Genomic DNA, 22,876 nt, shown 5'->3' with positions numbered 1-22,876 from the left:
CCTGTGCATGCTGTCGACAAAACGATGCAGGCCGTTTTCGATAAAGAGAATGAATAACACTATGGCGCAATTTTACGTTGCAAAACAGCGCGTGACGACGCAACAACGGATCACGGTCACCATTGATGAGCTCGATCCGTTCGGTCAGGGGGTGGCGCGCCACAAGGGCAAAACCCTTTTTGTCACGGGTGCTCTGCCGGGTGAACAGGCGGAGGTCGTGCTGACAGAGGATAAACGTCAATTTGCCCGTGCGAAAGTGACACGACTGATTAGCCGCAGCCCGGAGCGCGTCACGCCGCGCTGTCCGCATTACGATCGCTGCGGCGGCTGCCAGCAGCAGCATGCCGATGTGGCGCTGCAACAGCAGAGCAAATCCCAGGCGCTGAGCCGGATGCTGAGCCAGGCCGCAGCACAGGACGTGGCCGTAGATGAGGTGATCGCCGGTCAGCCCTGGGGCTACCGTCGTCGTGCCCGTCTGGGTCTGCAATGGCAAAATAAAGCGCAACGCTTACAGATGGGTTTCCGCCAGGAAGCCAGCAACGATCTGGTCGATATTCAGCACTGCCCCGTTTTAGTGCCCGAACTTGAAGCGTTACTGGTTCCGCTGCACCAATGCCTCAATGCGTTGCGCGCCGTCAGGCGTCTCGGACATGTGGAACTGGTGCTGGCGGATAACGGCCCGCTGATGATCCTGCGCCATCTTGATGCGCTGCATCCGGACGATCGTGAAAAACTGGAACAGTTTTCGCATAAGCATCAGCTGATGCTGTTCCTGGATGCGGGTGAAGAAGCATTGACCGCGTTAAGCGAGTGGATGCCGTTTTATCAATCTCACCAGCTTAAGCTAACCTTCAGTCCACAGGATTTTATTCAGGTTAACGATGGTGTTAATCAGCAGATGGTTGCGAAGGCGATCGCCTGGCTCGATCTGCAACCGGAAGACCGGGTTCTGGATCTGTTTTGCGGCATGGGAAACTTCACACTTCCTATAGGAATCTTCGTACAAAATGTGGTTGGTGTGGAGGGGATTGCAGCATTAGTGCGGCAGGCAGCGTATAATGCTGATTTGAATAATCTTAAAAATGTCAGTTTCTTTCAGCATAATCTGGAAGAAGAGGTGTCGCGCCAGCCGTGGGCGGCACAGGGATTTAACAAGGTATTACTCGATCCGGCACGCGCCGGGGCTGCGGGCGTCATGGCGCATGTGGTTAAACTTGCACCAGAACGCGTGGTCTATGTTTCGTGTAATCCCACAACACTCGCCCGCGACAGCCAGACATTGCTGTCGGCAGGCTACCAATTGGAAAGGGTCGCGATGCTGGATATGTTCCCACATACCCGTCATCTCGAATCCATGGTGCTGTTCAGAAAAACATAAGCGATGAATGTCGTTGTGCAGGAGAGGTTATGGTTGCGGTCAGAAGTGCGCATTTAAATACTGAGGGGGATTTCGCCCTCGACCAGTGGATCGCCAGTCTCGGTATTGCCAACCCGCAATCCTGTCAACGCGTTGCTGAGACCTGGCGCTACTGCGAAGCGCAGACGCAGGGCCATCCCGATCAGTCGCTGCTGCTGTGGCGCGGTATCGAGATGGTGGAAATCCTCTCGATGCTCAGCATGGATATTGAAAGCCTCTGTGCGGCGCTGATTTTCCCGCTGGCTAACGATGAAGTGGTGAGTGAAGAGGAACTGGAAACCGCCGTCGGTAAAGGCATCGTCTCGCTGGTACACGGCGTGCGCGATATGGACGCCATCCGACAGCTGAAAGCGATCCACAACGACTCTATGGCCTCTGAACAGGTCGATAACGTCCGCCGCATGCTGCTGGCGATGGTGGAAGATTTCCGCTGCGTGGTGCTCAAGCTGGCCGAACGCATCATGAACCTGCGCGAAATGAAAGATGCGCCGGAAGATTTGCGGGTGCTGGCCGCCAAAGAGAGCACCAACATCTATGCGCCCCTGGCCAACCGTCTCGGTATCGGTCAGCTCAAATGGGAGCTGGAAGATTACTGCTTCCGCTATCTGCATCCCGACGAATACAAGCATATCGCCCGGTTACTGCATGAGCGGCGTATCGACCGCGAGCAGTATATCGACAACTTCGTCAGCAACCTGCGTAAAGAGATGGCTAAAGAGGGCGTGCGCGCCGAGGTCTACGGTCGTCCGAAACATATCTACAGCATCTGGCGTAAGATGCAGAAAAAGTCGCTGGCCTTTGATGAGCTGTTTGACGTGCGGGCGGTGCGCATCGTGGCCGATCGCCTGCAGGATTGCTACGGCGCGCTGGGCACGGTGCATACACTCTATCGCCATCTGCCCAGCGAGTTTGATGACTACGTCGCTAACCCGAAACCCAACGGCTATCAGTCGATTCATACCGTGGTGTTAGGCCCGCAGGGCAAAACGGTGGAAATCCAGATCCGTACCCGCCAGATGCATGAAGATGCCGAGCTGGGCGTGGCGGCGCACTGGAAATATAAAGAGGGACCAACCTCCAGCAGCGCGCGCGGCGCTGCGGGTCATGAAGAGCGTATCGCCTGGCTGCGTAAGCTGATTAGCTGGCAGGAAGAGATGGCCGACTCCGGCGAGCTGCTGGAGGAGGTCCGCAGTCAGGTGTTCGATGACCGGGTCTACGTCTTTACGCCGAAAGGTGACGTGGTGGATCTGCCGGCCGGTTCGACGCCGCTCGACTTCGCCTACCATATCCACAGTGATATCGGTCACCGCTGCATCGGTGCAAAAATCGGTGGCCGCATCGTGCCGTTCACCTATCAGCTGCAGATGGGCGATCAGGTTGAAGTGATCACCCAGAAACAGCCGAACCCGAGCCGCGACTGGCTCAACCCGAATCTGGGCTATATCACCACCAGCCGTGGACGCTCGAAGATCCACAACTGGTTCCGCAAGCAGGATCGCGACAAGAACATTATCGCCGGACGGCAGATTCTGGATAACGAACTGAATCAGCTCGATATCAGCCTGCGCGAAGCGGAAAAACTGCTGCTGCCGCGCTACAACGTGACCTCACTGGAAGAGCTGCTGGCGGCGATTGGCGGCGGTGATATTCGTCTTAACCAGATGGTGAACTTCCTGCAGGCGAAGCTCAACAAGCCGAGTGCGGAAGAGGAAGATCGCGAAGCGCTGCGCCAGCTGACCCAGAAATCCTACTCGCAGCCCGCGCGCAAAGAGAGTGGACGCGTGGTCGTCGAGGGCGTGGGCAATCTGATGCACCACATTGCCCGCTGCTGTCAGCCGATTCCGGGCGATGACATTGTGGGCTTCATTACCCAGGGGCGCGGCATCTCAATTCACCGCGCCGACTGCGACCAGCTCTCTGAACTGATTTCACATGCGCCGGAACGTATCGTCGATGCCGTGTGGGGCGAGAGCTACTCCAGTGGATACTCACTGGTGGTGCGCGTCACCGCCAACGATCGCAGCGGTTTGCTGCGTGACATCACCACCATTCTCGCCAACGAAAAAGTGAATGTACTGGGTGTCTCAAGCCGCAGCGACACGAAAAAGCAGCTGGCGACCATCGACATGGATATTGAGATCTACAACCATCAGGTACTGGGACGTGTTCTGGCGCGCCTGAACCAGGTCTCTGATATCATTGACGCCCGCCGCCTGCACTGATTGTCAGTCAGGCCCAGCGGCAACCGGCAGCGTGCGGTTGCGCGGGCGCAATCTGCACCCCAGGGCGCTGACGGACGTGCGTTACTGCATCCGTCAGCGCCTGCCATGCGCCTCTCTGTTCCCTGTCATCTGACCATCAATCAAGGATCCACCCGAATGAACGCTATTGAGCGCCTGCTTGGCATCATGAAAACCCTGCGCGATCCCCAGCATGGCTGCCCGTGGGATCGTGAACAGACCTTCACCTCTATCGCCCCCTATACGCTGGAAGAGACCTACGAAGTGCTGGACGCCATCCAGCGCGAAGATTTTGACGATCTGCGCGGCGAACTGGGCGATCTGCTGTTTCAGGTGGTGTTTTATGCGCAGATGGCCAGCGAACAGGAGCGCTTTAATTTTGAGGATATCTGTCACGCCATCAGTGACAAGCTGGAGCGCCGTCATCCGCACATTTTTGGCGATGCCAGGGCAGAAACCAGCAGCGACGTGCTGAAAAACTGGGAAGCGATTAAAACCGCCGAGCGGGCTGATAAAGCGCAGCATTCGGCGCTGGACGATATCCCTAAAGCATTGCCCGCACTGATGCGCGCCCATAAGATTCAGAAACGCTGTCACAATGTGGGATTTGACTGGACCACGCTGGGGCCGGTAGTGGCAAAAGTGCATGAAGAGATTGATGAAGTGATGCACGAAGCGCAGCAAAGCGTGGTGGACAGCGAAAAGCTGGAAGAGGAAATTGGTGACCTGCTGTTCGCCACCGTTAACCTGTCGCGTCATCTTGGCAGCAAAGCGGAAACGGCGCTGCAAAAGGCGAATGATAAGTTCGAGCGCCGGTTTCGCGAAGTCGAAGCGATCATCGCAGCACAGGGATTAAGCATGCCGGGTGCCACGCTGGAGCAGATGGAAGCGGCCTGGCAGCAGGTAAAACAGGGCGAAAAAAGCTGATTATTCCAGCGCTGTGCATAAAATCGCCACTTGTGCTTACTCGTTTCAGCGCGGCAATAACTTTGTGACGCACATCAACATTTCATGGGCAGCTATCGGCTATGTTATGACGCAGCAATGCGTTGGAGGATGGCTGTGATTCATCAATTGTGGCTGATAGCGGTTTCCAGTATACTGTTTTCCCGTCCTGGTTATTCCACCGTCTTTAAACCTAAACTCTCAGGTTCAGCATGACAACGAATTATATTTTTGTGACCGGCGGGGTCGTTTCCTCTCTGGGTAAAGGCATTGCCGCCGCCTCCCTCGCAGCCATTCTCGAAGCTCGTGGTCTGAACGTGACCATCATGAAGCTGGACCCGTATATCAACGTAGATCCAGGCACCATGAGCCCGACCCAGCACGGCGAAGTTTTCGTCACTGATGACGGCGCTGAAACCGATCTGGATCTGGGTCACTACGAGCGTTTCATCCGCACCAAAATGTCGCGTCGTAACAACTTCACCACAGGCCGTATCTACTCAGAAGTCCTGCGCAAAGAGCGCCGTGGCGACTATCTGGGCGCAACCATTCAGGTTATCCCGCACATCACCAACGCCATCAAAGAGCGCATTATTGAAGGCGGTGAAGGTCATGATGTGGTGCTGGTCGAAATCGGCGGCACGGTAGGGGATATCGAATCGCTGCCGTTCCTGGAAGCGATTCGCCAGATGGCCGTGGATGTGGGTCGCGAACACACCATGTATATGCACCTGACGCTGGTCCCGTACATGGCGGCGGCGGGTGAAGTGAAAACCAAGCCGACTCAGCACTCCGTAAAAGAGCTGCTGTCGATTGGTATCCAGCCAGATGTGCTGATTTGCCGTTCTGACCGTGCCGTACCGGCCAACGAACGTGCCAAAATCGCCCTGTTCTGTAACGTCCCTGAAAAAGCGGTTATCTCGCTGAAAGACGTTGACTCCATCTATAAGATTCCTGGCATGCTCAAGTCGCAGGGCCTGGATGACTATATCTGCAAGCGCTTCAACCTGAATGCACCGGAAGCCAACCTGGCCGAGTGGGAGCAGGTAATCTACGAAGAAGCCAATCCGGGTGGTGAAGTCACCATCGGTATGGTGGGCAAGTATGTTGAGCTGCCGGATGCCTACAAGTCCGTCATCGAAGCGCTGAAACATGGCGGCCTGAAAAATCGCGTCACCGTGAACATCAAACTGATCGATTCGCAGGATGTAGAATCCCGCGGAGTCGAATTACTGAAAGATCTGGATGCGATTCTGATCCCGGGCGGCTTCGGCTACCGTGGTGTGGAAGGCAAGCTGATGACCGCGCAGTACGCACGTGAAAACAACGTGCCGTACCTCGGCATCTGCCTGGGCATGCAGGTTGCGCTGATGGAGTTTGCGCGCAATGTCGCCGGGATGCCGGGCGCCAACTCCACCGAATTTGTGCCAGACTGTAAATACCCGGTGGTGGCGTTAATCACCGAATGGCGCGACGAAGAAGGCAACGTCGAAGTCCGCAGCGAGCAGAGCGATCTGGGCGGCACCATGCGTCTGGGCAGCCAGCAGTGTCAGTTAACGCCGGGCAGCCAGGTTCGCCAGCTCTACGGCTCTGACACCATCGTTGAGCGCCATCGCCACCGCTATGAAGTGAACAATATGCTGTTAAAGCAGATTGAAGCAGCCGGTCTGCGCGTAGCAGGTCGCTCTGGTGATGATCAACTGGTTGAGATTATCGAGATCCCGAACCATCCGTGGTTTGTGGCCTGCCAGTTCCACCCTGAGTTTACCTCGACCCCACGCGACGGCCATCCGTTGTTTGCCGGCTTTGTTAAAGCCGCGCATGAGCATCAGAAGCGTTTAGCGAAGTAAGTTTCACAGACAACGCGCGAACTTTTCGCGCGTTGTCTGTCTTAGGATTGACTAACTTGTACTGAGGAAAATCGTAATGTCCAAAATCGTAAAAGTCATCGGTCGCGAAATTATCGACTCACGTGGTAACCCGACTGTTGAAGCTGAAGTGCATCTGGAAGGCGGTTTTGTAGGCCTGGCCGCTGCGCCATCAGGTGCCTCTACCGGTTCACGCGAAGCGCTGGAACTGCGTGACGGTGACAAATCACGTTTCCTGGGCAAAGGCGTAACCAAAGCCGTTGCTGCAGTAAATGGTCCGATTGCTGAAGCGGTAAAAGGCAAAGACGCGAAAGATCAGGCGAACATCGATAAGATCATGATCGACCTGGACGGTACTGAGAACAAATCTAACTTCGGTGCTAACGCCATTCTGGCTGTGTCACTGGCAGCAGCTAAAGCAGCTGCAGCTTCTAAAGGTCAGGCGCTGTATGAGCACATCGCTGAGCTGAACGGCACCCCAGGCAAATACTCTATGCCACTGCCTATGATGAACATCATCAACGGTGGCGAACATGCCGACAATAACGTCGACATCCAGGAATTCATGATCCAGCCGGTTGGCGCTTCTAACGTTAAAGAAGCTATCCGTATGGGTTCTGAAGTATTCCACAACCTGGCAAAAGTGCTGAAAAGCAAAGGCATGAGCACGGCAGTCGGTGACGAAGGCGGCTACGCGCCTAACCTGGGTTCCAACGCCGAAGCGCTGGCGGTTATCGCTGAAGCGGTAAAAGCAGCAGGCTACGAGCTGGGCAAAGACATCACCCTGGCGATGGACTGTGCGGCATCTGAGTTCTACAAAGATGGCAAATATGTTCTGGCCGGTGAAGGCGGTAAAGCGTTCACTTCTGAAGAGTTCACCCACTTCCTGGAAGATCTGACTAAACAGTATCCGATCGTCTCTATCGAAGATGGCCTGGACGAATCTGACTGGGACGGCTTTGCTTACCAGACCAAAGTGCTGGGCGATAAAATCCAGCTGGTGGGCGACGACCTGTTCGTAACCAACACCAAAATCCTGAAAGAAGGTATCGATAAAGGTATCGCTAACTCCATTCTGATCAAATTCAACCAGATCGGTTCTCTGACCGAAACCCTGGCTGCGATCAAAATGGCGAAAGATGCGGGCTACACTGCCGTGATCTCTCACCGTTCAGGCGAAACTGAAGATGCCACCATCGCTGACCTGGCGGTAGGTACTGCAGCGGGCCAGATCAAAACGGGTTCAATGAGCCGTTCTGACCGTGTTGCTAAGTACAACCAGCTGATCCGTATCGAAGAAGCGCTGGGTTCTAAAGCGCCATTCAACGGTCTGAAAGAAGTTAAAGGTCAGTAATGACCCTGTGCTGATGGCGCGTTAAGCGGCATCGCATACGCTGAAAGCCCCGCCTTGTGCGGGGCTTTTGCTTTTTCGTGTCGCGCAGCTGTTGTTGTGCGGTACACGCTGGCATAATCAGCGCCCCGATTTATCCAGGCGAGTAAAAAATGTTCTACCCGATTAACGAAATGTTCCAGACGCTGCAGGGCGAAGGTTATTACACCGGCGTGCCTGCCATTTTCATCCGCCTGCAGGGCTGCCCGGTGGGCTGTAGCTGGTGCGATACCAAACACACCTGGGAAAAGCGGGCAGATCGCGAAACGTCGCTGGGCGATATTTTGATCAAAACGGTGGAGAGCGACGCCTGGGGCGATGCCGATGCAGCGACCCTGCTTCGTACCATCGAACAGCAGGGCTGGACGGCGCGTCATGTGGTGATCACCGGTGGCGAACCGGCGATTTACGACCTGCGTCCGTTAACCACGATTCTGGAACAGCACGGTTTCCAGTGTCAGATTGAGACCAGCGGCACTCACGAGATCCACTGCTCCGAACAGACCTGGGTCACTGTTTCGCCGAAGGTCAACATGCGCGGCGGCTACGATGTGCTGCCCCAGGCGCTGAGCCGGGCCGATGAAATTAAACATCCGGTGGCGCGTCAGCGTGATGTGGACGCACTGGATGGGCTGCTGGCGGGGATTAATGACACCAAAAGCCGAATCATCGCTCTGCAGCCTATCAGCCGCAAAGACGATGCTACCCGACTCTGCATTGAGACCTGCATTGCCCGCAACTGGCGTCTGTCGATGCAGACCCATAAATATCTCAATATCGCCTGATAAAAAGTGTGCTGAGCGGTTAACCACAGGGAAGGGGCTTGATGCGGGATGGAAGCGAAACAGCGTCGGATCGAAAGGCTCGATCCGACAGGCTTAGCCGCGGTAAACGCAGCCTGCGGTGCAGGTTTCTTTGATCATGACCGCGCTTAACAGCGGCAGTTGCGGCTTCATCTGATCCCAGATCCATTTTGCCAGCACTTCGCTGGTGGGATTTTCCAGGCCAGGAATATCATTCAGATAGTAGTGGTCCAGCCGATTGTACAGAGGCTTAAACGCCGCTTTCAGTTCAGCAAAATCCATAACCCAGCCGGTATGCGCATCCACTTCGCCGGTAATCTCCAGACGAACCAGGAACGAATGACCGTGCAGACGGCCACATTTGTGTCCGGCCGGCACATTCGGAAGATGGTGCGCGGCTTCGAACTGGAACTCTTTAAACAAGGTGGTAGACATAGTGGTTCTCAGACATTAAAAAACCGCTGAATTCTACCTGATTACCGCTTTTTTCGCACCCGCGCCGCACAAAGCGATACTTTCACATCCGATTGCCGGATCGTGTCCAGCTAATTAACTGATAAATCACCCGTTTACTTACCAGTTTTAACGATTACCTCTACCAGAAAAACCACTTAGTCATTTTGGTTATTTGATATGTCGAAGGCGTATTTAATCGTTAATATACAGCCCGGTAACCTACGCACTCTTCCGCCACTTTACGGTCCGGACTTCTGATACTGGAATTTTTAACGCGATGACGACTCAGGCACCTGGTTCACTGCTTCCGCTCTCCCCGGAACAACTCGCCCGCTTACAGGCGGCGACGACAGATTATTCCCCGACTCAACTGGCGTGGCTGTCAGGCTATTTCTGGGGCCGGGTAGAGCAGACGCCGGGTAGCGCCGTCGCCAGCAGCGCACCGTCCGCGCCCGCCGCTGAAACGCCGGTTATTACCTTGCTTTCCGCTTCCCAGACCGGCAACGCCCGTCGTCTGGCTGAGCAGCTGCGGGATGACCTGCTGGCTGCGAAGCTGAACGTAAACCTGGTGAATGCTGGTGATTACAAGTTTAAGCAGATTGGCCAGGAAAAAATGCTGGTGGTCGTCACCTCTACTCAGGGCGAAGGTGAGCCGCCGGAAGAGGCGGTTGCGCTGCATAAATTCCTGATGTCGAAGAAGGCACCGAAAATGGAGGGTGCGGCCTTTGCGGTGTTTGGCCTGGGCGACACCTCTTATGAATTCTTCAGTCAGGCAGGCAAAGATTTTGACAGCCGTCTGGCAGAGCTGGGTGGCGAGCGTCTGCTGGATCGCGTTGATGCGGATGTCGAGTATGCAGAGCAGGCCTCCGCCTGGCGTACCGCGCTGACCGACATTCTGAAACAGCGCGTGCCGACCGAATCCCCGGCGCAGGCTGCGGCGACAGCGGCAGGCAGCGTTAATGAAGTGACCACCAGTCCCTACAGCAAAGAGTCTCCACTCAGCGCCAGTCTGGCGGTGAATCAGAAAATTACCGGACGTGACTCAGATAAAGATGTGCGCCATATCGAAATTGATCTGGGCGACTCCGGTCTGCGCTACCAGCCTGGCGATGCGCTGGGCGTCTGGTATGAAAATGACGCGGCGCTGGTCAGTGAACTGCTGGAGCTGGTCTGGCTGAAAGGCGATGAGCCGGTAGAGATTCAGGGCAAAACCCTGCCGCTGGCGGAGGCGCTGCAAAAGCATTTCGAGCTGACGGTGAATACCGCGCAGATCGTCGCGCAGTATGCCCAGCTGTCACGTAATGCGGAGCTGCTGGCGCTGGTGGATGATAAAGCCCGGCTGCAGCACTATGCGCAGCACTATCCGATTGTGGATATGGTGCGTCTGGCTCCGGCTGAACTCACGGCAGAACAGCTGACCGGCCTGCTGCGACCGCTGACGCCGCGACTCTACTCTATCGCCTCTTCGCAGGCCGAAACCGACACCGAAGTGCACATCACTGTGGGTGCAGTGCGCTTCGATATTGAAGGTCGCCAGCGCGGCGGCGGTGCATCGACCTGGCTGGCCGATCGCCTCGAAGAAGAGGGCGAAGTCCGCGTCTTCATCGAGCACAACGATAATTTCCGCCTGCCGACTAATCCGGATGCGCCGGTGATCATGATTGGCCCGGGCACCGGCATCGCGCCGTTCCGCGCCTTTATGCAGCAGCGCGACAACGACGGTGCCAGCGGCAAAAACTGGCTATTCTTTGGTAATCCGCACTTCACCGACGATTTCCTCTATCAGGTGGAGTGGCAGAAATATGTGAAGGATGGCCTGCTGACGAATATCGACCTTGCCTGGTCACGCGATCAGGCAGAGAAGATTTACGTACAGGATAAGATCCGCGCGAAAGGGGCCGAAGTCTGGCGCTGGATTGAAGAGGGCGCGCATCTTTATGTCTGTGGCGACGCAAATCGTATGGCAAAAGACGTCGAGCAGGCATTGCTGGATGTGGTGGTCGAACACGGCGGAATGGATCGTGAAACGGCCGACGAATTTTTAAGTGAGCTGCGCATTGAGCGCCGTTATCAGCGAGACGTTTACTAATGAGCGATAAACACCCTGGACCGCTGGTTGTAGAAGGCAAATTAACCGACGCTGAGCGCCTGAAGAAGCAGAGTAACTATCTGCGCGGCACTATCAAAGAAGATCTGGAAGAGGGTCTGACTGGCGGCTTTACTGGCGACAACTTCCTGCTGATCCGTTTTCACGGCATGTACCAGCAGGACGATCGCGACATTCGTGCCGAACGTGCGGAGCAGAAGCTGGAACCGCGGCACGCCATGATGCTGCGCTGCCGACTGCCGGGCGGCATCATTACGCCGACGCAGTGGCTGGCCATCGACAAATTTGCTACCGATAAAACCCTTTATGGCAGCATCCGTCTGACCAACCGTCAGACCTTCCAGTTTCACGGCATTCTGAAGAAGAACGTCAAGCCGACGCATCAGATGCTGCATGAAGTGGGACTGGATGCGCTGGCGACCGCCAACGACGTCAACCGTAACGTGCTCTGTACGTCGAACCCGGTTGAGTCGGAACTGCATCAGGAAGCGTATGAGTGGGCGAAGAAGCTCTCCGAGCATCTGTTGCCGCGCACCCGTGCCTATGCAGAAATCTGGTGGGATAAAGAAAAAGTCGCGACAACAGATGAAGAGCCGATCCTCGGTGAAACCTATCTGCCGCGTAAATTCAAAACTACCGTGGTGATCCCGCCGCATAACGATGTGGATCTGCACGCCAACGATCTGAACTTTGTCGCCGTCGCCGAGAACGGCAAGCTGGTGGGCTTCAACCTGCTGGTGGGTGGTGGCCTGTCGATCGAGCACGGCAACAAAGCGACTTACGCACGCACCGCCAGCGAGTTTGGCTACTTCCCGGTAGATAAGATCCTCGACGTGGCTGAAGCGGTCGTCACCACCCAGCGTGACTGGGGTAACCGAACCGACCGTAAAAATGCCAAAACCAAGTACACCCTGGAACGCGTTGGCGTCGAAACCTTTAAAGCGGAAGTGGAAAAACGAGCCGGTGTGACCTTTGAGCCGATCCGCCCGTATGAATTTACCACCCGTGGCGATCGCATTGGCTGGATTAAAGGCATCGACAATAAATGGCACCTGACGCTGTTTATCGAGAATGGTCGCCTGCTTGACTATCCGGGCCGTCCGCTGAAGAGCGGCATTGCCGAAATTGCGAAAATCCATCAGGGTGACTTCCGCCTGACGGCCAACCAGAACCTGATTGTGGCGGGCGTGCCGGAAAGCGAAAAAGCGCAGATTGAAGCGATCGCCCGCGAACATGGTCTGATGGATCATGTGACGCCACAGCGCGAAAACTCCATGGCCTGCGTTGCGTTCCCGACCTGTCCGCTGGCGATGGCAGAAGCCGAACGCTTCCTGCCCGCGTTTGTGACCAAAGTCGAGGGCATCATGCATGCTCACGGCGTCGGTGATGAGCACATAGTGTTACGCGTTACCGGTTGTCCGAACGGTTGTGGTCGTGCCATGCTGGCAGAGCTGGGTCTGGTGGGTAAAGCGCCAGGCCGCTATAACCTGCATCTGGGCGGAAACCGCACCGGAACGCGTATTCCCCGCATGTACCGTGAGAACATTAACGAAAGCGAAATTCTCGCCACCATTGATGAGCTGGTGGGACGCTGGGCCACCGAGCGCCAGGCGGCAGAAGGCTTTGGTGACTTCACCATCCGCGCGGGCATTGTCGCGCCGGTGCTGGACCCGGCACGCGACTTCTGGGAGGAGGCAAAATGAGTCATCCTGACCTCGCAGCACTGAATGAGATGTCCAAAGTCCAGCGCGCTATGGCGCTGGCGGCGACCAATGCGCAGCTGGAGAAGGCGTCAGCAGAAGAGCGGGTCAGCTGGGCGCTGGAGAATTTACCGGGAGCCTATGTGCTCTCCTCCAGCTTCGGTATTCAGGCCGCGGTGTCGCTGCACCTGGTGACGCGTCAGCAGCCCGATATTCCGGTGATACTGACCGACACCGGCTATCTCTTCCCGGAGACCTATCGTTTTATTGATGAGCTGGCGGACCAGCTCAATCTCAACCTCAAAGTGTTCCGCGCCGAAACCTCACCGGCCTGGCAGGAAGCGCGCTACGGCAAGCTGTGGGAGCAGGGCGTCGAGGGGATTGAGAAATATAACGAGATCAATAAAGTCGAGCCGATGAACCGGGCTATCGAAACCCTGGGTGCCCAGACCTGGTTTGCCGGCCTGCGCCGCGATCAGTCCGGCAGCCGGGCGAATCTGCCGGTGCTGGGCGTGCAGCGTGGCGTCTTTAAGCTGCTGCCGATTATTGACTGGGATAACCGCCAGATTCATCAGTACCTGGAACAGCACAAGCTGAAGTACCATCCGCTGTGGGATGAAGGCTATCTTTCAGTAGGTGATACCCATACCACCCGCAAATGGGAGCCGGGTATGGCAGAAGAAGAGACGCGCTTTTTCGGTCTCAAGCGCGAGTGTGGTCTGCACGAAGGCTGATGCCGTGCTTCTCTCCCCCGCGAGGGGGAGAGAATGTCTTCGCGCAGTCAGTCAGGCAGCTAAACGCCTTTTAATCCGGCAAACGCCTCCGCTTCGCGCGTCACATTCACCTTCGTCACCTCATACTCTGCCACGGCGACAAACGGATCTTCCGCTAATATCGCATCCAGCTTTTCACGTTCCATCTCCCTGACCAGCAACATGCCGCCCGTACGTGGATCTTTACGTCCCGCGGCAATAAAAAAGCCCGCATCAAAATAGCGATCCAGCCAGTCGATATGGCCTGCCAGCAGCACTTCAACCTCTTCTACCGGACGAACATAATTCAGAAAAATGACGTACATGTCAGATCCTCATACTTTAGGATTGGTCAGTTCGCTGATTAGCGGCAGCAGCACGCGAACGCTGTCGCGGGTTCGCAGCGCTATCTGGCCCGGCAGCCAGCGGTCGAGATAGTTCAGATTATCCAGGTCAGTCTGATGACGGGTCATGCCATCTGGAAAGTGGTGGCTGCGATGACGCTGTAATGCGCCATCTTTATTTCCCAGCGTCCAGTTGCTGGCGGTGACATCCAGCAGCGGAAAGCCTGCCCTGTCGAAGGCATTCAGACCGTTGAAGTCTTTACGATTCAGCTGGTGGCTGGCAGCGGGAATGCCCAGCTGACGGGCCAGTAGCAGAGCGCGGTCGCTGGTCTGCTTGCGCACCGCACGGGGCGTGTTCATGCCGCTGTTGAAATAGAGATGATCGCCGGTGATCAGGCTGTTCAGATCGATAACCAGCAGCGTGTTCTTCTTCTCGCGCGTGCTCATCCGCTCAACATAATCATCCATGCCATGCAGGTCCGCTTCTCCGGCGCTCAGCGCCACAAAGCGAATGCCATAGTGCAGCGGTTTGTGACTCAGCTGCTGTGCCAGCTCCAGCATCACGCCAAGACCCGACGCATTATCGTCGACGCCCTGCAGACGTAAGCCGCCCAGATTATGATGGACCTGGCTACTGTTCTGTGGCGTCCAGGTATCCAGATGCGCCACGATCAGGATCTCCTGCGGCACGCTGCCTGCACGAGCGGCAATTACCGAGGTGGCCGTGAGCTTATGCCAGCGCTGCGTGCCGTCATCTTCCTGCCACTTATAGCCGGTGTTGAACTGGCGGGTATCGGTTTTATACCCCAGCGCGGTAAATTGCTGTTGCAGATAGTCAGCGGCCATCAGCTCAGCCGGACTACCACTCATGCGGCCAGGAAAATAAGTGGCGATGTGCCGGACCTGCTGTTCGGCAAACTGACCCGCTGGCGCGGCCAGGGCCAGCGGGGAAATGAGTGCGCTCAACAAAACTGTCGCAACCCTCAGGCGGAGGGAACAAAACATAGTGCATCCTTTTTTTCATTATCCGGGAGCCAACAGGCATGCGGGCCGGGCCTGCTCATGCCGCGCGCATTATACCCCTTTTGTTCTGCGAGCTGGGTAGCGGAATCGGGCGCTGCTCTGAGCGAAAGCACCCACGCACATTTATCGCTGGCACTTATCTGCTTTTACAGTGGCGTAAGTAAATGTGAATGTGTGAGCCTGTTCACGAAAAAGCCATTACATTTCATCTGCTAAGATCAAATTGTTCTGTGCTTTGCGGTGTCGTTATTCCATTCGGTAACTACTCATTCCAATTCGTAATTTCATCTGGATAAACTCAGCGACGTATAGTCGCGTTAATACAAAGTTAAATCATCAGGGTTAACGTGGACTATTTGCCTCTTTTTGCCGATCTCTCTGGCCGCCCGGTTCTGGTTGTCGGCGGTGGAGATATTGCGGCGCGAAAAATTGAACTGCTGCGTCGCGCGCACGCACGCGTTCAGATCGCCTCGCGTGAACTCTGCCCGGAACTGCAGGCACTGCTGGATAAGCAGGAGCTGGAGTGGGTGGCGACCGCGTTTGACCCGGCCCAGCTGGATGGTGTTTTCCTGGTGATTGCTGCCACGGACGATAATCATCTCAACGCCCAGGTTTTTGAAGCTGCTAACGCGCGGCATAAGCTGGTTAACGTGGTCGACGACCAGCCAAAATGTACCTTTATCTTCCCGTCGATTGTTGACCGTTCACCACTGGTGGTGGCGATCTCCTCCAGCGGCACCGCACCGGTGCTGGCACGCATGCTGCGCGAAAAAATCGAAACGTTGCTGCCCGCCAGTCTTGGTCAGATGGCGGAGGTCGCCGGACTCTGGCGCGATAAAGTTAAACAGCGCTTCAGCCGCATGTCCGATCGTCGTCGTTTCTGGGAGCGGGCCTTCGACGGTCTGTTCGCCAGTCAGATGTCAGCCGGTAACGTCGAAGAGGCGAAGCGCACGCTGGATCGTGAACTGCTGGAAGAGCCAACCCGTCAGGGCGAGATCTTTCTGGTAGGTGCCGGGCCGGGCGACAGCGGCCTGCTGACGCTACGTGGCCTGCAGGTCATGCAGTTAGCCGATGTAGTGCTCTACGACCATCTGGTCAGCGAAGAGGTGCTGGACCTGGTGCGTCGCGACGCCGACCGCATCTGCGTCGGTAAACGCGCCAGCGCGCATACGTTACCCCAGGAAGAGATTAATCAGTTGCTGGTTTCACTGGCCCTGAAAGGTAAGCGCGTTGTCCGCCTCAAGGGTGGCGATCCCTTTATCTTTGGCCGCGGCGGCGAAGAGCTGCAGGCGGCACAGCAGGCGGGCGTGCCGTTCCAGGTAGTGCCGGGCGTCACCGCGGCTGCCGGTGCGACGGCCTATGCCGGTATTCCGCTGACCCACCGCGATTACGCGCAGAGCGTGATGTTTATTACCGGTCACTGCCGTCCCGATGGCGATGATATCGACTGGCCATCGCTGGCGCGTGCGCGTCAGACGCTGGCGATCTACATGGGCACGGTTAAAGCGGCTGCTATCAGCGCGGCGCTGATTCAGCACGGTCGCGCACCATCAACGCCCGTGGCGGTGATCAGTCGCGGCACCCGTCAGGATCAACAGGTGCTCACCGGCACCTTAGAACAACTTGAGGCGCTGGCCGCCTCGGCACCTACTCCGGCGCTGCTGGTGATCGGAGAGGTGGTTAATCTGCACGGGCAACTCGCCTGGTTTAAACATTCAGCACAGCAGGGGACTCGCGAGTCCGCCGTTGTCAATCTGGCTTGAGGGAAAATCATGGACCAAAAACGACTCACTCATCTGCGTCAGCTGGAGGCGGAGAGTATCCACATCATTCGCGAAGTGGCGGCGGAGTTCAGCAACCCGGTGATGATGTATTCCATCGGCAAAGACTCCTCGGTGATGCTGCATCTGGCGCGTAAAGCCTTTTATCCGGGCACGCTGCCGTTCCCGCTGCTGCATGTGGATACCGGCTGGAAATTCCGTGAAATGTACGAATTTCGCGACCGCACCGTGAAAGCGATGGGCGCAGAGTTGCTGGTTCACCGCAACCCGGAAGGCGTGGCGATGGGGATTAACCCGTTTGTCCACGGCAGTGCCAAACACACTGACATCATGAAGACGGAAGGGCTGAAGCAGGCGCTGAACAAATATGGTTTTGACGCGGCCTTTGGCGGCGCACGTCGCGATGAAGAGAAGTCACGCGCCAAAGAGCGTATCTACTCCTTCCGTGACCGCTTCCACCGCTGGGACCCGAAAAACCAGCGTCCTGAGCTGTGGCACAATTACAACGGCCAGATTAATAAGGGCGAGAGCATCCGCGTCTTCCCGCTATCGAACTGGACCGAACTGGATATCTGGCAGTACATCTTCCTGGAAAACATTGAGATCGTGCCGCTCTATCTCGCCGCACCGCGTCCGGTGCTGGAGCGTGATGGCATGCTGATGATGATCGATGACGATCGCATCAACCTGCAGCCGGGTGAAGAGATCACCCAGCGGATGGTCCGTTTCCGTACGCTCGGCTGCTGGCCGCTGACCGGGGCGGTAGAGTCCGAAGCGCAGACGCTGCCAGCGATCATCGAAGAGATGCTGGTCTCCACTACCAGCGAGCGTCAGGGCCGCATGATCGATCGCGATCAGTCCGGTTCGATGGAACTGAAAAAACGCCAGGGTTATTTCTAAGGAGACGCCAGATGAATACCGTAATTGCACAACAGATTGCCGACCAGGGCGGCGTTGAAGCCTGGCTGACCGCTCAACAGCATAAGAGCCTGCTGCGTTTTCTGACCTGCGGCAGCGTCGACGACGGAAAAAGTACCCTGATTGGGCGTCTGCTGCACGACACCCGTCAGATCTATGAAGATCAGCTTTCCTCACTGCACAATGACAGCAAACGTCACGGTACCCAGGGCGAGAAGCTTGATCTGGCGCTGCTGGTGGATGGCCTGCAGGCTGAGCGTGAGCAGGGCATTACCATCGATGTTGCCTGCCGCTACTTCTCGACCGAAAAGCGTAAGTTTATTATCGCCGATACGCCGGGACATGAGCAGTACACCCGCAACATGGCAACCGGCGCGTCAACCTGCGATCTGGCGATCCTGCTGATCGATGCACGTAAAGGCGTACTGGATCAGACTCGCCGTCACAGCTTTATCTCGACGCTGCTGGGCATCAAACACCTGGTGGTGGCGATCAACAAGATGGACCTGGTGGCGTACGATCAGGCACGCTTTGAGCAGATTAAACAGGATTACCTCGACTTTGCTGCCCAGTTGCCGGAAGACCTTGATATCCGCTTTGTGCCAATGTCAGCGCTGGAAGGAGATAACGTCGCCTCTGCCAGTCAGACTATGCCGTGGTACAGCGGCCCGACGCTGCTGGATGTGCTGGAAACCGTGGAGCTGAAGCGCGTAGTTGATCATCAGCCGATGCGTTTCCCGGTGCAGTATGTGAACCGTCCGAATCTGGATTTCCGTGGCTATGCCGGTACGCTGGCGTCGGGCAGCGTGCAGGTAGGCCAGCGCGTAAAAGTGCTGCCGTCTGGCGTGGAGTCGACCATTGCCCGCATTGTGACTTTTGATGGCGATCTGCAGGAAGCGGGTGCAGGCGAAGCGATTACGCTGGTGCTGCAGGATGAAATTGATATCAGCCGTGGCGATCTGCTGGTGGATGCCAGCGACGCGCTGGCTGCGGTGCAGTCTGCCAGCGTTGATGTGGTCTGGATGGCGGAACAGCCATTGCAGGCCGGTCAGAGCTATGACCTGAAAATCGCCGGTAAGAAAACGCGTGGTCGCGTTGAGAAGGTGCTGCATCAGGTTGAGATCAACTCGCTGGAGACGCGTCAGGTCGATTCGCTGCCGCTGAACGGTATTGGTCGCATTGAGATCACCTTTGATGAACCGATGGTGCTCGACAGCTATCAGCAGAATCCGGTGACCGGCGGCATGATCTTTATCGATCGCCTGAGCAACGTCACTGTAGGTGCCGGCATGATCCATCAGCCAAATCATGATGTGCCGGTTAACAGCGGTGAGTTCAGCGCGTTTGAGCTGGAACTGAATGCGCTGGTGCGCCGTCACTTCCCGCACTGGAATGCGCGCGACCTGCTGGGCGGTCAATAATGGCGCAGCACGATGATAACGTGGTGTGGCATGACCATCCGGTAACTCGTGCTTCTCGCGAGCAGCAGCACGGCCATCAGGGCGTGGTGCTGTGGTTCACCGGGCTGTCGGGCTCGGGGAAATCGACTGTTGCCGGTGCGCTGGAGCAGGCGCTGCACCGCATCGGTGTCAGCACCTATCTGCTGGATGGGGATAATGTGCGTCACGGCCTGTGCCGTGACCTCGGTTTCAGCGATGACGACCGTAAAGAGAATATCCGTCGGGTCGGCGAAGTGGCGAAACTGATGGTGGATGCCGGATTAGTGGTACTCACCGCCTTTATTTCACCGCATCGCGCCGAGCGGCAGATGGTGCGCGATCTGCTGGAACCGGGACAGTTTATCGAGGTGTTTGTCGATACGCCGTTAGCGGTGTGTGAGGCGCGCGATCCGAAAGGGTTATATCGCAAAGCCCGTGCCGGAGAACTGCGAAACTTCACCGGTATCGACAGCGTTTATGAAGCTCCGGAGAGCCCGGAAATTCAGCTGGATGGCGAACAATTGGTTACAAAACTGGCCGCCCAATTGTTAGACCTGCTGCGTGACCGCGATATCATCAGATCCTGAAGAGACAGCGGCGGATCGTCTGATCTGCCGCCCTCGCGCCAACAGGATGCCTATGCAGAACATTACCCCCATGCTCGCCCGTAAAGATGACTCAGCCCCGGATGAGCCACGCTCATTGTTGCCGGGCGGCGTTATCGGTTTTCTTGCTTACTGGTGTGCGCTGGCGATCCCGTTCCTGCTGTTCGGCTCTAACACGCTGTTTTTCTTTCTCTATACCTGGCCATTTTTTCTGGCGCTGTTGCCTGTCGCCGTGGTTACGGGGATTGCACTGAATACGCTGCTGAGCGGACAGTGGCTCTGGGCCGCGCTCGCCACGGTGATTATGGTGGTCACGCTTTTCTGGTTAATGTTCTCCTTTCTCTCCGGCTGGTAAGCCATCACTGCGCCCGTGCTGATGTGCAAACGCATCGGCAGGTTACAAATCTTTTCCCGCCAGATTCGGTACTGATTACCTGGACGCACAGCAAAGCGCGCCATTTTCGCGGCTGGTGTGGAGTCCTGTGCAAAGTTATGGGATGATTGTGCCGTTTTTAGGGGGCGGGATGGGAAAACTGACGTTACTGTTATTGGTGCTGCTCGGCTGGCTGCAATATTCATTGTGGCTGGGGAAAAATGGCATCCATGACTATACGCGCGTCAATGATGATGTCGCGGTACAACAGGCAAACAATGCCAAACTTAAATCGCGAAACGATCAGCTTTTTGCCGAAATTGACGATCTCAATGGCGGCTCGGAAGCGATCGAGGAGCGTGCGCGCAATGAACTGGGCATGATTAAACCCGGTGAGACCTTCTATCGTCTGGTGCCTGACCAGAACAAACGCAACGCGCAACAATCAGCGCAAAACCTACAACGATAAAACATGAACACTCTGGCCTCCCTTGCGGATGTGATTGCCGTGGTGCCCGCTGCCGGGATCGGCAGCCGCATGCAGGCAACCTGTCCAAAGCAGTATCTGACGATTGGTCAGCACACCCTTCTGGAACACAGCATTGCACGTCTGTTTTCCCATCCCGCTATCAGACAGGTGATTGTTGCCCTCAGCCCCGATGATGAGCACTTTGCTTCCCTGCCGCTGGCACGCGATCCGCGCGTAGTCAGGGTCACAGGCGGAGAGACCCGTGCCGAATCGGTGCTGGCCGGACTCCAGGCCGCACAGGGTTCCGCCTGGGTGCTGGTCCATGACGCTGCGCGTCCCTGTCTGCATCCCGACGATCTCCAGCAACTGCTCAACGTGCGCGAACAGAGCCACGTGGGTGGAATTCTGGCCGCGCCCGTGCGCGACACGATGAAGCGGGGCGAGCCGGGCAAAGCGGCAGTGGCCCATACTGTAGAACGTGACGATCTCTGGCACGCCTTAACGCCGCAATTTTTCCCGCATGCGCTGCTCACCGCCTGCCTGACGCGGGCGCTGACCGAGGGCGCAACCATAACGGATGAGGCCTCGGCGCTGGAGTATTGCGGCTACCATCCGCTGTTAGTCAGCGGACGCAGTGATAACATTAAAGTCACCCGGCCAGAAGATCTGGCGCTGGCGGCTTTTTATCTGAGTCAGATTCAATTAAAGGAGAGCGCATGATGCGTATCGGTCACGGTTTTGACGTTCACGCCTTTGGCGGAGAAGGTCCGTTAGTGATTGGCGGTGTGCGAATCCCGTTTGAACACGGTTTTATCGCCCATTCGGATGGCGATGTGGCGCTGCATGCGCTGACTGACGCGCTGCTGGGCGCAGTGGCGATGGGAGATATCGGCAAACTGTTTCCCGACACCGATCCGGCCTTTAAAGGGGCGGACAGCCGCGGCCTGCTGCGCGAGGCCTGGCGTCGTATCGAAGCCAAAGGTTATCGTATCGGTAATGTCGACGTCACGATTATTGCTCAGGCACCGAAAATGCTGCCGCACGTGCCACAGATGCGTATTAACATCGCAGAAGATTTAGGCTGCCATATGGATGCGGTCAACGTCAAAGCGACCACCACCGAGAAGCTCGGCTTTACCGGGCGCGGCGAAGGCATCGCCTGTGAAGCGGTCGCGTTAGTCCTGAAAGCTGACAGCCAATGACGCTGAGTTACCTGCACGGCACGCCCACAGCCGTCGGCGTGATCAAAGCCAATCCGGAAGATTTCGTGGTGGTGGAAGACCTCGGGTATAGCGCGGATGGGGAAGGTGAGCATCTGCTGGTGCGTATCCGTAAAGTCGGCGCGAATACCCGCTTTGTGGCGGAGGCGCTGGCTAAGTATCTTGGTATTCATCAGCGCGACATGAGCTATGCCGGGATGAAAGATCGCCATGCGGTCACGGAGCAGACCCTCTGTTTTCGTCTGCCAGGCAATGCGATGCCCGATCTGCGCGGTTTTTCGCTTGAGGGCGTCGACATTCTGCAGGTGGTGCGCCACAAGCGTAAGCTGCGCATCGGCGCACTGGCGGGGAATGCGTTCCGGCTGGTTATCCGCCAGATCAGCGATCGTGATGCGGTTGAAAAGCGTCTGGCGCAGATTCGCGATGCGGGCGCGCCCAACTATTTTGGTGAACAGCGTTTTGGTCGCGGCGGCAATAACCTGGTGATGGCGGAGAAGTGGGCGCGCAATGAGATTATTATTCGCGACCGCAACAAGCGCAGCCTGATGCTCTCTGCCGCACGCAGTGCGCTGTTTAATCAGGTGACCAGTACGCGTCTGCAACAGCAGGGCAGCCTGACGCAGGTTCTCAATGGTGATGCTTTACAGCTGACTGGCCGTGGCAGCTGGTTTGTCGCCCAGCCTGATGAACTCGCCGAGTCACAGCGCCGGGTTGAACAGCATGAGCTGCGCATTACCGCGCCGCTGCCGGGACGCGGCGAGCCTGGTCCGCAGGCTGACGCGCTGGCCTTTGAACAGCAGGCGCTGGCGGATGCGTCGCTGCTGCTGGGGTTGATCGAACGTGAGAAGATCGATGCTGCCCGCCGCGCCATGCTGGTGGTGCCGCGCGATATGCAGTGGAGCTGGTGGGATGATGTCACGCTGGAACTGGCATTCTGGCTGCCTGCGGGTAGCTTTGCCACCAGCGTCGTCCGCGAGCTGCTGACTCAAACGGATTCGCCCGATCAGCCTGATGAGTAATCTTCGC

General features: G+C 56.7%; 21 protein-coding genes. 18 read left to right on the top strand and 3 right to left on the bottom strand.

What is annotated here, in order from left to right:
* The first annotated feature begins 61 nt into the window (after positions 1 to 61).
* From rlmD to queE, 6 genes are all read left to right on the top strand, one after another.
* Positions 62 to 1,378 (top strand): 23S rRNA (uracil(1939)-C(5))-methyltransferase RlmD, encoded by a 1,317-nt coding sequence (gene rlmD, locus F3I20_RS13345; protein WP_150037777.1) that lies wholly within the window; start codon positions 62 to 64, stop codon positions 1,376 to 1,378.
* Positions 1,379 to 1,407: 29 nt separating this feature from the next.
* Complete coding sequence (relA, locus tag F3I20_RS13340) at positions 1,408 to 3,639, top strand: GTP diphosphokinase (RefSeq protein WP_150037776.1); 2,232 nt, start codon at positions 1,408 to 1,410, stop codon at positions 3,637 to 3,639.
* Between the two features lie 156 nt (positions 3,640 to 3,795).
* Positions 3,796 to 4,584 carry a nucleoside triphosphate pyrophosphohydrolase gene (gene mazG, locus F3I20_RS13335; protein ID WP_150014646.1) on the top strand — a complete coding sequence of 263 codons (789 nt, stop codon included), beginning with the start codon at positions 3,796 to 3,798 and terminating at the stop codon, positions 4,582 to 4,584.
* Positions 4,585 to 4,814: 230 nt separating this feature from the next.
* The gene (pyrG, locus tag F3I20_RS13330) at positions 4,815 to 6,452 is read left to right on the top strand and encodes a glutamine hydrolyzing CTP synthase (RefSeq protein ID WP_013358881.1); all 1,638 of its coding nucleotides are present in this window, start codon (positions 4,815 to 4,817) and stop codon (positions 6,450 to 6,452) included.
* Between the two features lie 76 nt (positions 6,453 to 6,528).
* Positions 6,529 to 7,824, top strand: a complete 1,296-nt coding sequence (gene eno, locus F3I20_RS13325; protein WP_013358880.1) for a phosphopyruvate hydratase — start codon at positions 6,529 to 6,531, stop codon at positions 7,822 to 7,824.
* A 149-nt stretch (positions 7,825 to 7,973) separates the two neighbouring features.
* Positions 7,974 to 8,645 (top strand): 7-carboxy-7-deazaguanine synthase QueE, encoded by a 672-nt coding sequence (gene queE, locus F3I20_RS13320; protein ID WP_150037775.1) that lies wholly within the window; start codon positions 7,974 to 7,976, stop codon positions 8,643 to 8,645.
* Between the two features lie 93 nt (positions 8,646 to 8,738).
* On the opposite strand, the gene queD is transcribed toward queE, so the two are convergent.
* Entirely contained in the window at positions 8,739 to 9,098 is a 360-nt protein-coding gene (gene queD / locus F3I20_RS13315; protein WP_013358878.1) for a 6-carboxytetrahydropterin synthase QueD, read from the bottom strand.
* Between the two features lie 298 nt (positions 9,099 to 9,396).
* On the opposite strand from queD, the gene cysJ reads away from it, so the two are divergent.
* From cysJ to F3I20_RS13300, 3 genes are read left to right on the top strand one after another with little or no spacing between them, the layout of a single operon-like run.
* On the top strand, positions 9,397 to 11,208 hold the full coding sequence (gene cysJ / locus F3I20_RS13310; RefSeq protein ID WP_150037774.1) for an NADPH-dependent assimilatory sulfite reductase flavoprotein subunit: 1,812 nt from the start codon (positions 9,397 to 9,399) through the stop codon (positions 11,206 to 11,208).
* Positions 11,208 to 12,929, top strand: coding sequence for an assimilatory sulfite reductase (NADPH) hemoprotein subunit (gene cysI / locus F3I20_RS13305; RefSeq protein WP_150014640.1), 1,722 nt, complete (start codon positions 11,208 to 11,210; stop codon positions 12,927 to 12,929). The genes cysJ and cysI overlap by 1 nt, the downstream gene beginning before the upstream one ends.
* Positions 12,926 to 13,660: a phosphoadenylyl-sulfate reductase gene (locus F3I20_RS13300; protein ID WP_150014638.1), complete on the top strand. Its 735-nt coding sequence runs from the start codon at positions 12,926 to 12,928 to the stop codon at positions 13,658 to 13,660. The genes cysI and F3I20_RS13300 overlap by 4 nt, the downstream gene beginning before the upstream one ends.
* A 59-nt stretch (positions 13,661 to 13,719) precedes the next feature.
* On the opposite strand, the gene F3I20_RS13295 is transcribed toward F3I20_RS13300, so the two are convergent.
* Positions 13,720 to 14,004: a YciI family protein gene (locus tag F3I20_RS13295; RefSeq protein WP_150014636.1), complete on the bottom strand. Its 285-nt coding sequence runs from the start codon at positions 14,002 to 14,004 to the stop codon at positions 13,720 to 13,722.
* Positions 14,005 to 14,013: 9 nt separating this feature from the next.
* Positions 14,014 to 15,027, bottom strand: a complete 1,014-nt coding sequence (locus F3I20_RS13290; RefSeq protein WP_150037773.1) for an aminopeptidase — start codon at positions 15,025 to 15,027, stop codon at positions 14,014 to 14,016.
* 365 nt (positions 15,028 to 15,392) lie between these two features.
* Between F3I20_RS13290 and cysG the strand changes: the two genes are divergently transcribed.
* The 9 genes from cysG (at position 15,393) to truD (ending at position 22,869) form a co-directional block, all read left to right on the top strand.
* Positions 15,393 to 16,808, top strand: a complete 1,416-nt coding sequence (cysG, locus tag F3I20_RS13285) for a siroheme synthase CysG (protein WP_150014632.1) — start codon at positions 15,393 to 15,395, stop codon at positions 16,806 to 16,808.
* Between the two features lie 9 nt (positions 16,809 to 16,817).
* Positions 16,818 to 17,726: a sulfate adenylyltransferase subunit CysD gene (gene cysD, locus F3I20_RS13280; RefSeq protein WP_150014629.1), complete on the top strand. Its 909-nt coding sequence runs from the start codon at positions 16,818 to 16,820 to the stop codon at positions 17,724 to 17,726.
* Between the two features lie 11 nt (positions 17,727 to 17,737).
* Positions 17,738 to 19,165 carry a sulfate adenylyltransferase subunit CysN gene (gene cysN, locus F3I20_RS13275; protein ID WP_150037772.1) on the top strand — a complete coding sequence of 476 codons (1,428 nt, stop codon included), beginning with the start codon at positions 17,738 to 17,740 and terminating at the stop codon, positions 19,163 to 19,165.
* A complete protein-coding gene (cysC, locus tag F3I20_RS13270) occupies positions 19,165 to 19,770 on the top strand; it encodes an adenylyl-sulfate kinase (RefSeq protein ID WP_150014626.1) in 606 nt (201 codons plus the stop codon). Before cysN ends, cysC begins: the two co-directional genes overlap by 1 nt.
* Positions 19,771 to 19,822: 52 nt before the next feature.
* Complete coding sequence (locus F3I20_RS13265) at positions 19,823 to 20,143, top strand: DUF3561 family protein (protein ID WP_150014624.1); 321 nt, start codon at positions 19,823 to 19,825, stop codon at positions 20,141 to 20,143.
* Between the two features lie 169 nt (positions 20,144 to 20,312).
* Complete coding sequence (gene ftsB / locus F3I20_RS13260) at positions 20,313 to 20,630, top strand: cell division protein FtsB (RefSeq protein ID WP_003849108.1); 318 nt, start codon at positions 20,313 to 20,315, stop codon at positions 20,628 to 20,630.
* 3 nt (positions 20,631 to 20,633) lie between these two features.
* Complete coding sequence (ispD, locus tag F3I20_RS13255; protein WP_150014622.1) at positions 20,634 to 21,350, top strand: 2-C-methyl-D-erythritol 4-phosphate cytidylyltransferase; 717 nt, start codon at positions 20,634 to 20,636, stop codon at positions 21,348 to 21,350.
* A complete protein-coding gene (gene ispF / locus F3I20_RS13250; protein ID WP_008927107.1) occupies positions 21,350 to 21,832 on the top strand; it encodes a 2-C-methyl-D-erythritol 2,4-cyclodiphosphate synthase in 483 nt (160 codons plus the stop codon). Before ispD ends, ispF begins: the two co-directional genes overlap by 1 nt.
* Positions 21,829 to 22,869: a tRNA pseudouridine(13) synthase TruD gene (truD, locus tag F3I20_RS13245; RefSeq protein WP_150014620.1), complete on the top strand. Its 1,041-nt coding sequence runs from the start codon at positions 21,829 to 21,831 to the stop codon at positions 22,867 to 22,869. The genes ispF and truD overlap by 4 nt, the downstream gene beginning before the upstream one ends.
* Positions 22,870 to 22,876: the final 7 nt, after the last annotated feature.

The organism is Candidatus Pantoea gossypiicola (assembly GCF_008632075.1).
Classification (GTDB): domain Bacteria; phylum Pseudomonadota; class Gammaproteobacteria; order Enterobacterales; family Enterobacteriaceae; genus Pantoea; species Pantoea gossypiicola.
The sequence above is the reverse complement of the archived record's forward strand: the minus strand, read 5'-3'. Positions and strand labels throughout refer to the sequence as shown.

Coding starts and splice junctions, on each gene's coding strand:
- rlmD (WP_150037777.1), top strand. CDS start 62: ATGGCGCAATTTTACGTTGCAAAACAGCGCGTGACGACGCAACAACGG.
- relA (WP_150037776.1), top strand. CDS start 1,408: ATGGTTGCGGTCAGAAGTGCGCATTTAAATACTGAGGGGGATTTCGCC.
- mazG (WP_150014646.1), top strand. CDS start 3,796: ATGAACGCTATTGAGCGCCTGCTTGGCATCATGAAAACCCTGCGCGAT.
- pyrG (WP_013358881.1), top strand. CDS start 4,815: ATGACAACGAATTATATTTTTGTGACCGGCGGGGTCGTTTCCTCTCTG.
- eno (WP_013358880.1), top strand. CDS start 6,529: ATGTCCAAAATCGTAAAAGTCATCGGTCGCGAAATTATCGACTCACGT.
- queE (WP_150037775.1), top strand. CDS start 7,974: ATGTTCTACCCGATTAACGAAATGTTCCAGACGCTGCAGGGCGAAGGT.
- queD (WP_013358878.1), bottom strand. CDS start 9,098: ATGTCTACCACCTTGTTTAAAGAGTTCCAGTTCGAAGCCGCGCACCAT.
- cysJ (WP_150037774.1), top strand. CDS start 9,397: ATGACGACTCAGGCACCTGGTTCACTGCTTCCGCTCTCCCCGGAACAA.
- cysI (WP_150014640.1), top strand. CDS start 11,208: ATGAGCGATAAACACCCTGGACCGCTGGTTGTAGAAGGCAAATTAACC.
- F3I20_RS13300 (WP_150014638.1), top strand. CDS start 12,926: ATGAGTCATCCTGACCTCGCAGCACTGAATGAGATGTCCAAAGTCCAG.
- F3I20_RS13295 (WP_150014636.1), bottom strand. CDS start 14,004: ATGTACGTCATTTTTCTGAATTATGTTCGTCCGGTAGAAGAGGTTGAA.
- F3I20_RS13290 (WP_150037773.1), bottom strand. CDS start 15,027: ATGTTTTGTTCCCTCCGCCTGAGGGTTGCGACAGTTTTGTTGAGCGCA.
- cysD (WP_150014629.1), top strand. CDS start 16,818: ATGGACCAAAAACGACTCACTCATCTGCGTCAGCTGGAGGCGGAGAGT.
- cysN (WP_150037772.1), top strand. CDS start 17,738: ATGAATACCGTAATTGCACAACAGATTGCCGACCAGGGCGGCGTTGAA.
- cysC (WP_150014626.1), top strand. CDS start 19,165: ATGGCGCAGCACGATGATAACGTGGTGTGGCATGACCATCCGGTAACT.
- F3I20_RS13265 (WP_150014624.1), top strand. CDS start 19,823: ATGCAGAACATTACCCCCATGCTCGCCCGTAAAGATGACTCAGCCCCG.
- ftsB (WP_003849108.1), top strand. CDS start 20,313: ATGGGAAAACTGACGTTACTGTTATTGGTGCTGCTCGGCTGGCTGCAA.
- ispD (WP_150014622.1), top strand. CDS start 20,634: ATGAACACTCTGGCCTCCCTTGCGGATGTGATTGCCGTGGTGCCCGCT.
- ispF (WP_008927107.1), top strand. CDS start 21,350: ATGCGTATCGGTCACGGTTTTGACGTTCACGCCTTTGGCGGAGAAGGT.
- truD (WP_150014620.1), top strand. CDS start 21,829: ATGACGCTGAGTTACCTGCACGGCACGCCCACAGCCGTCGGCGTGATC.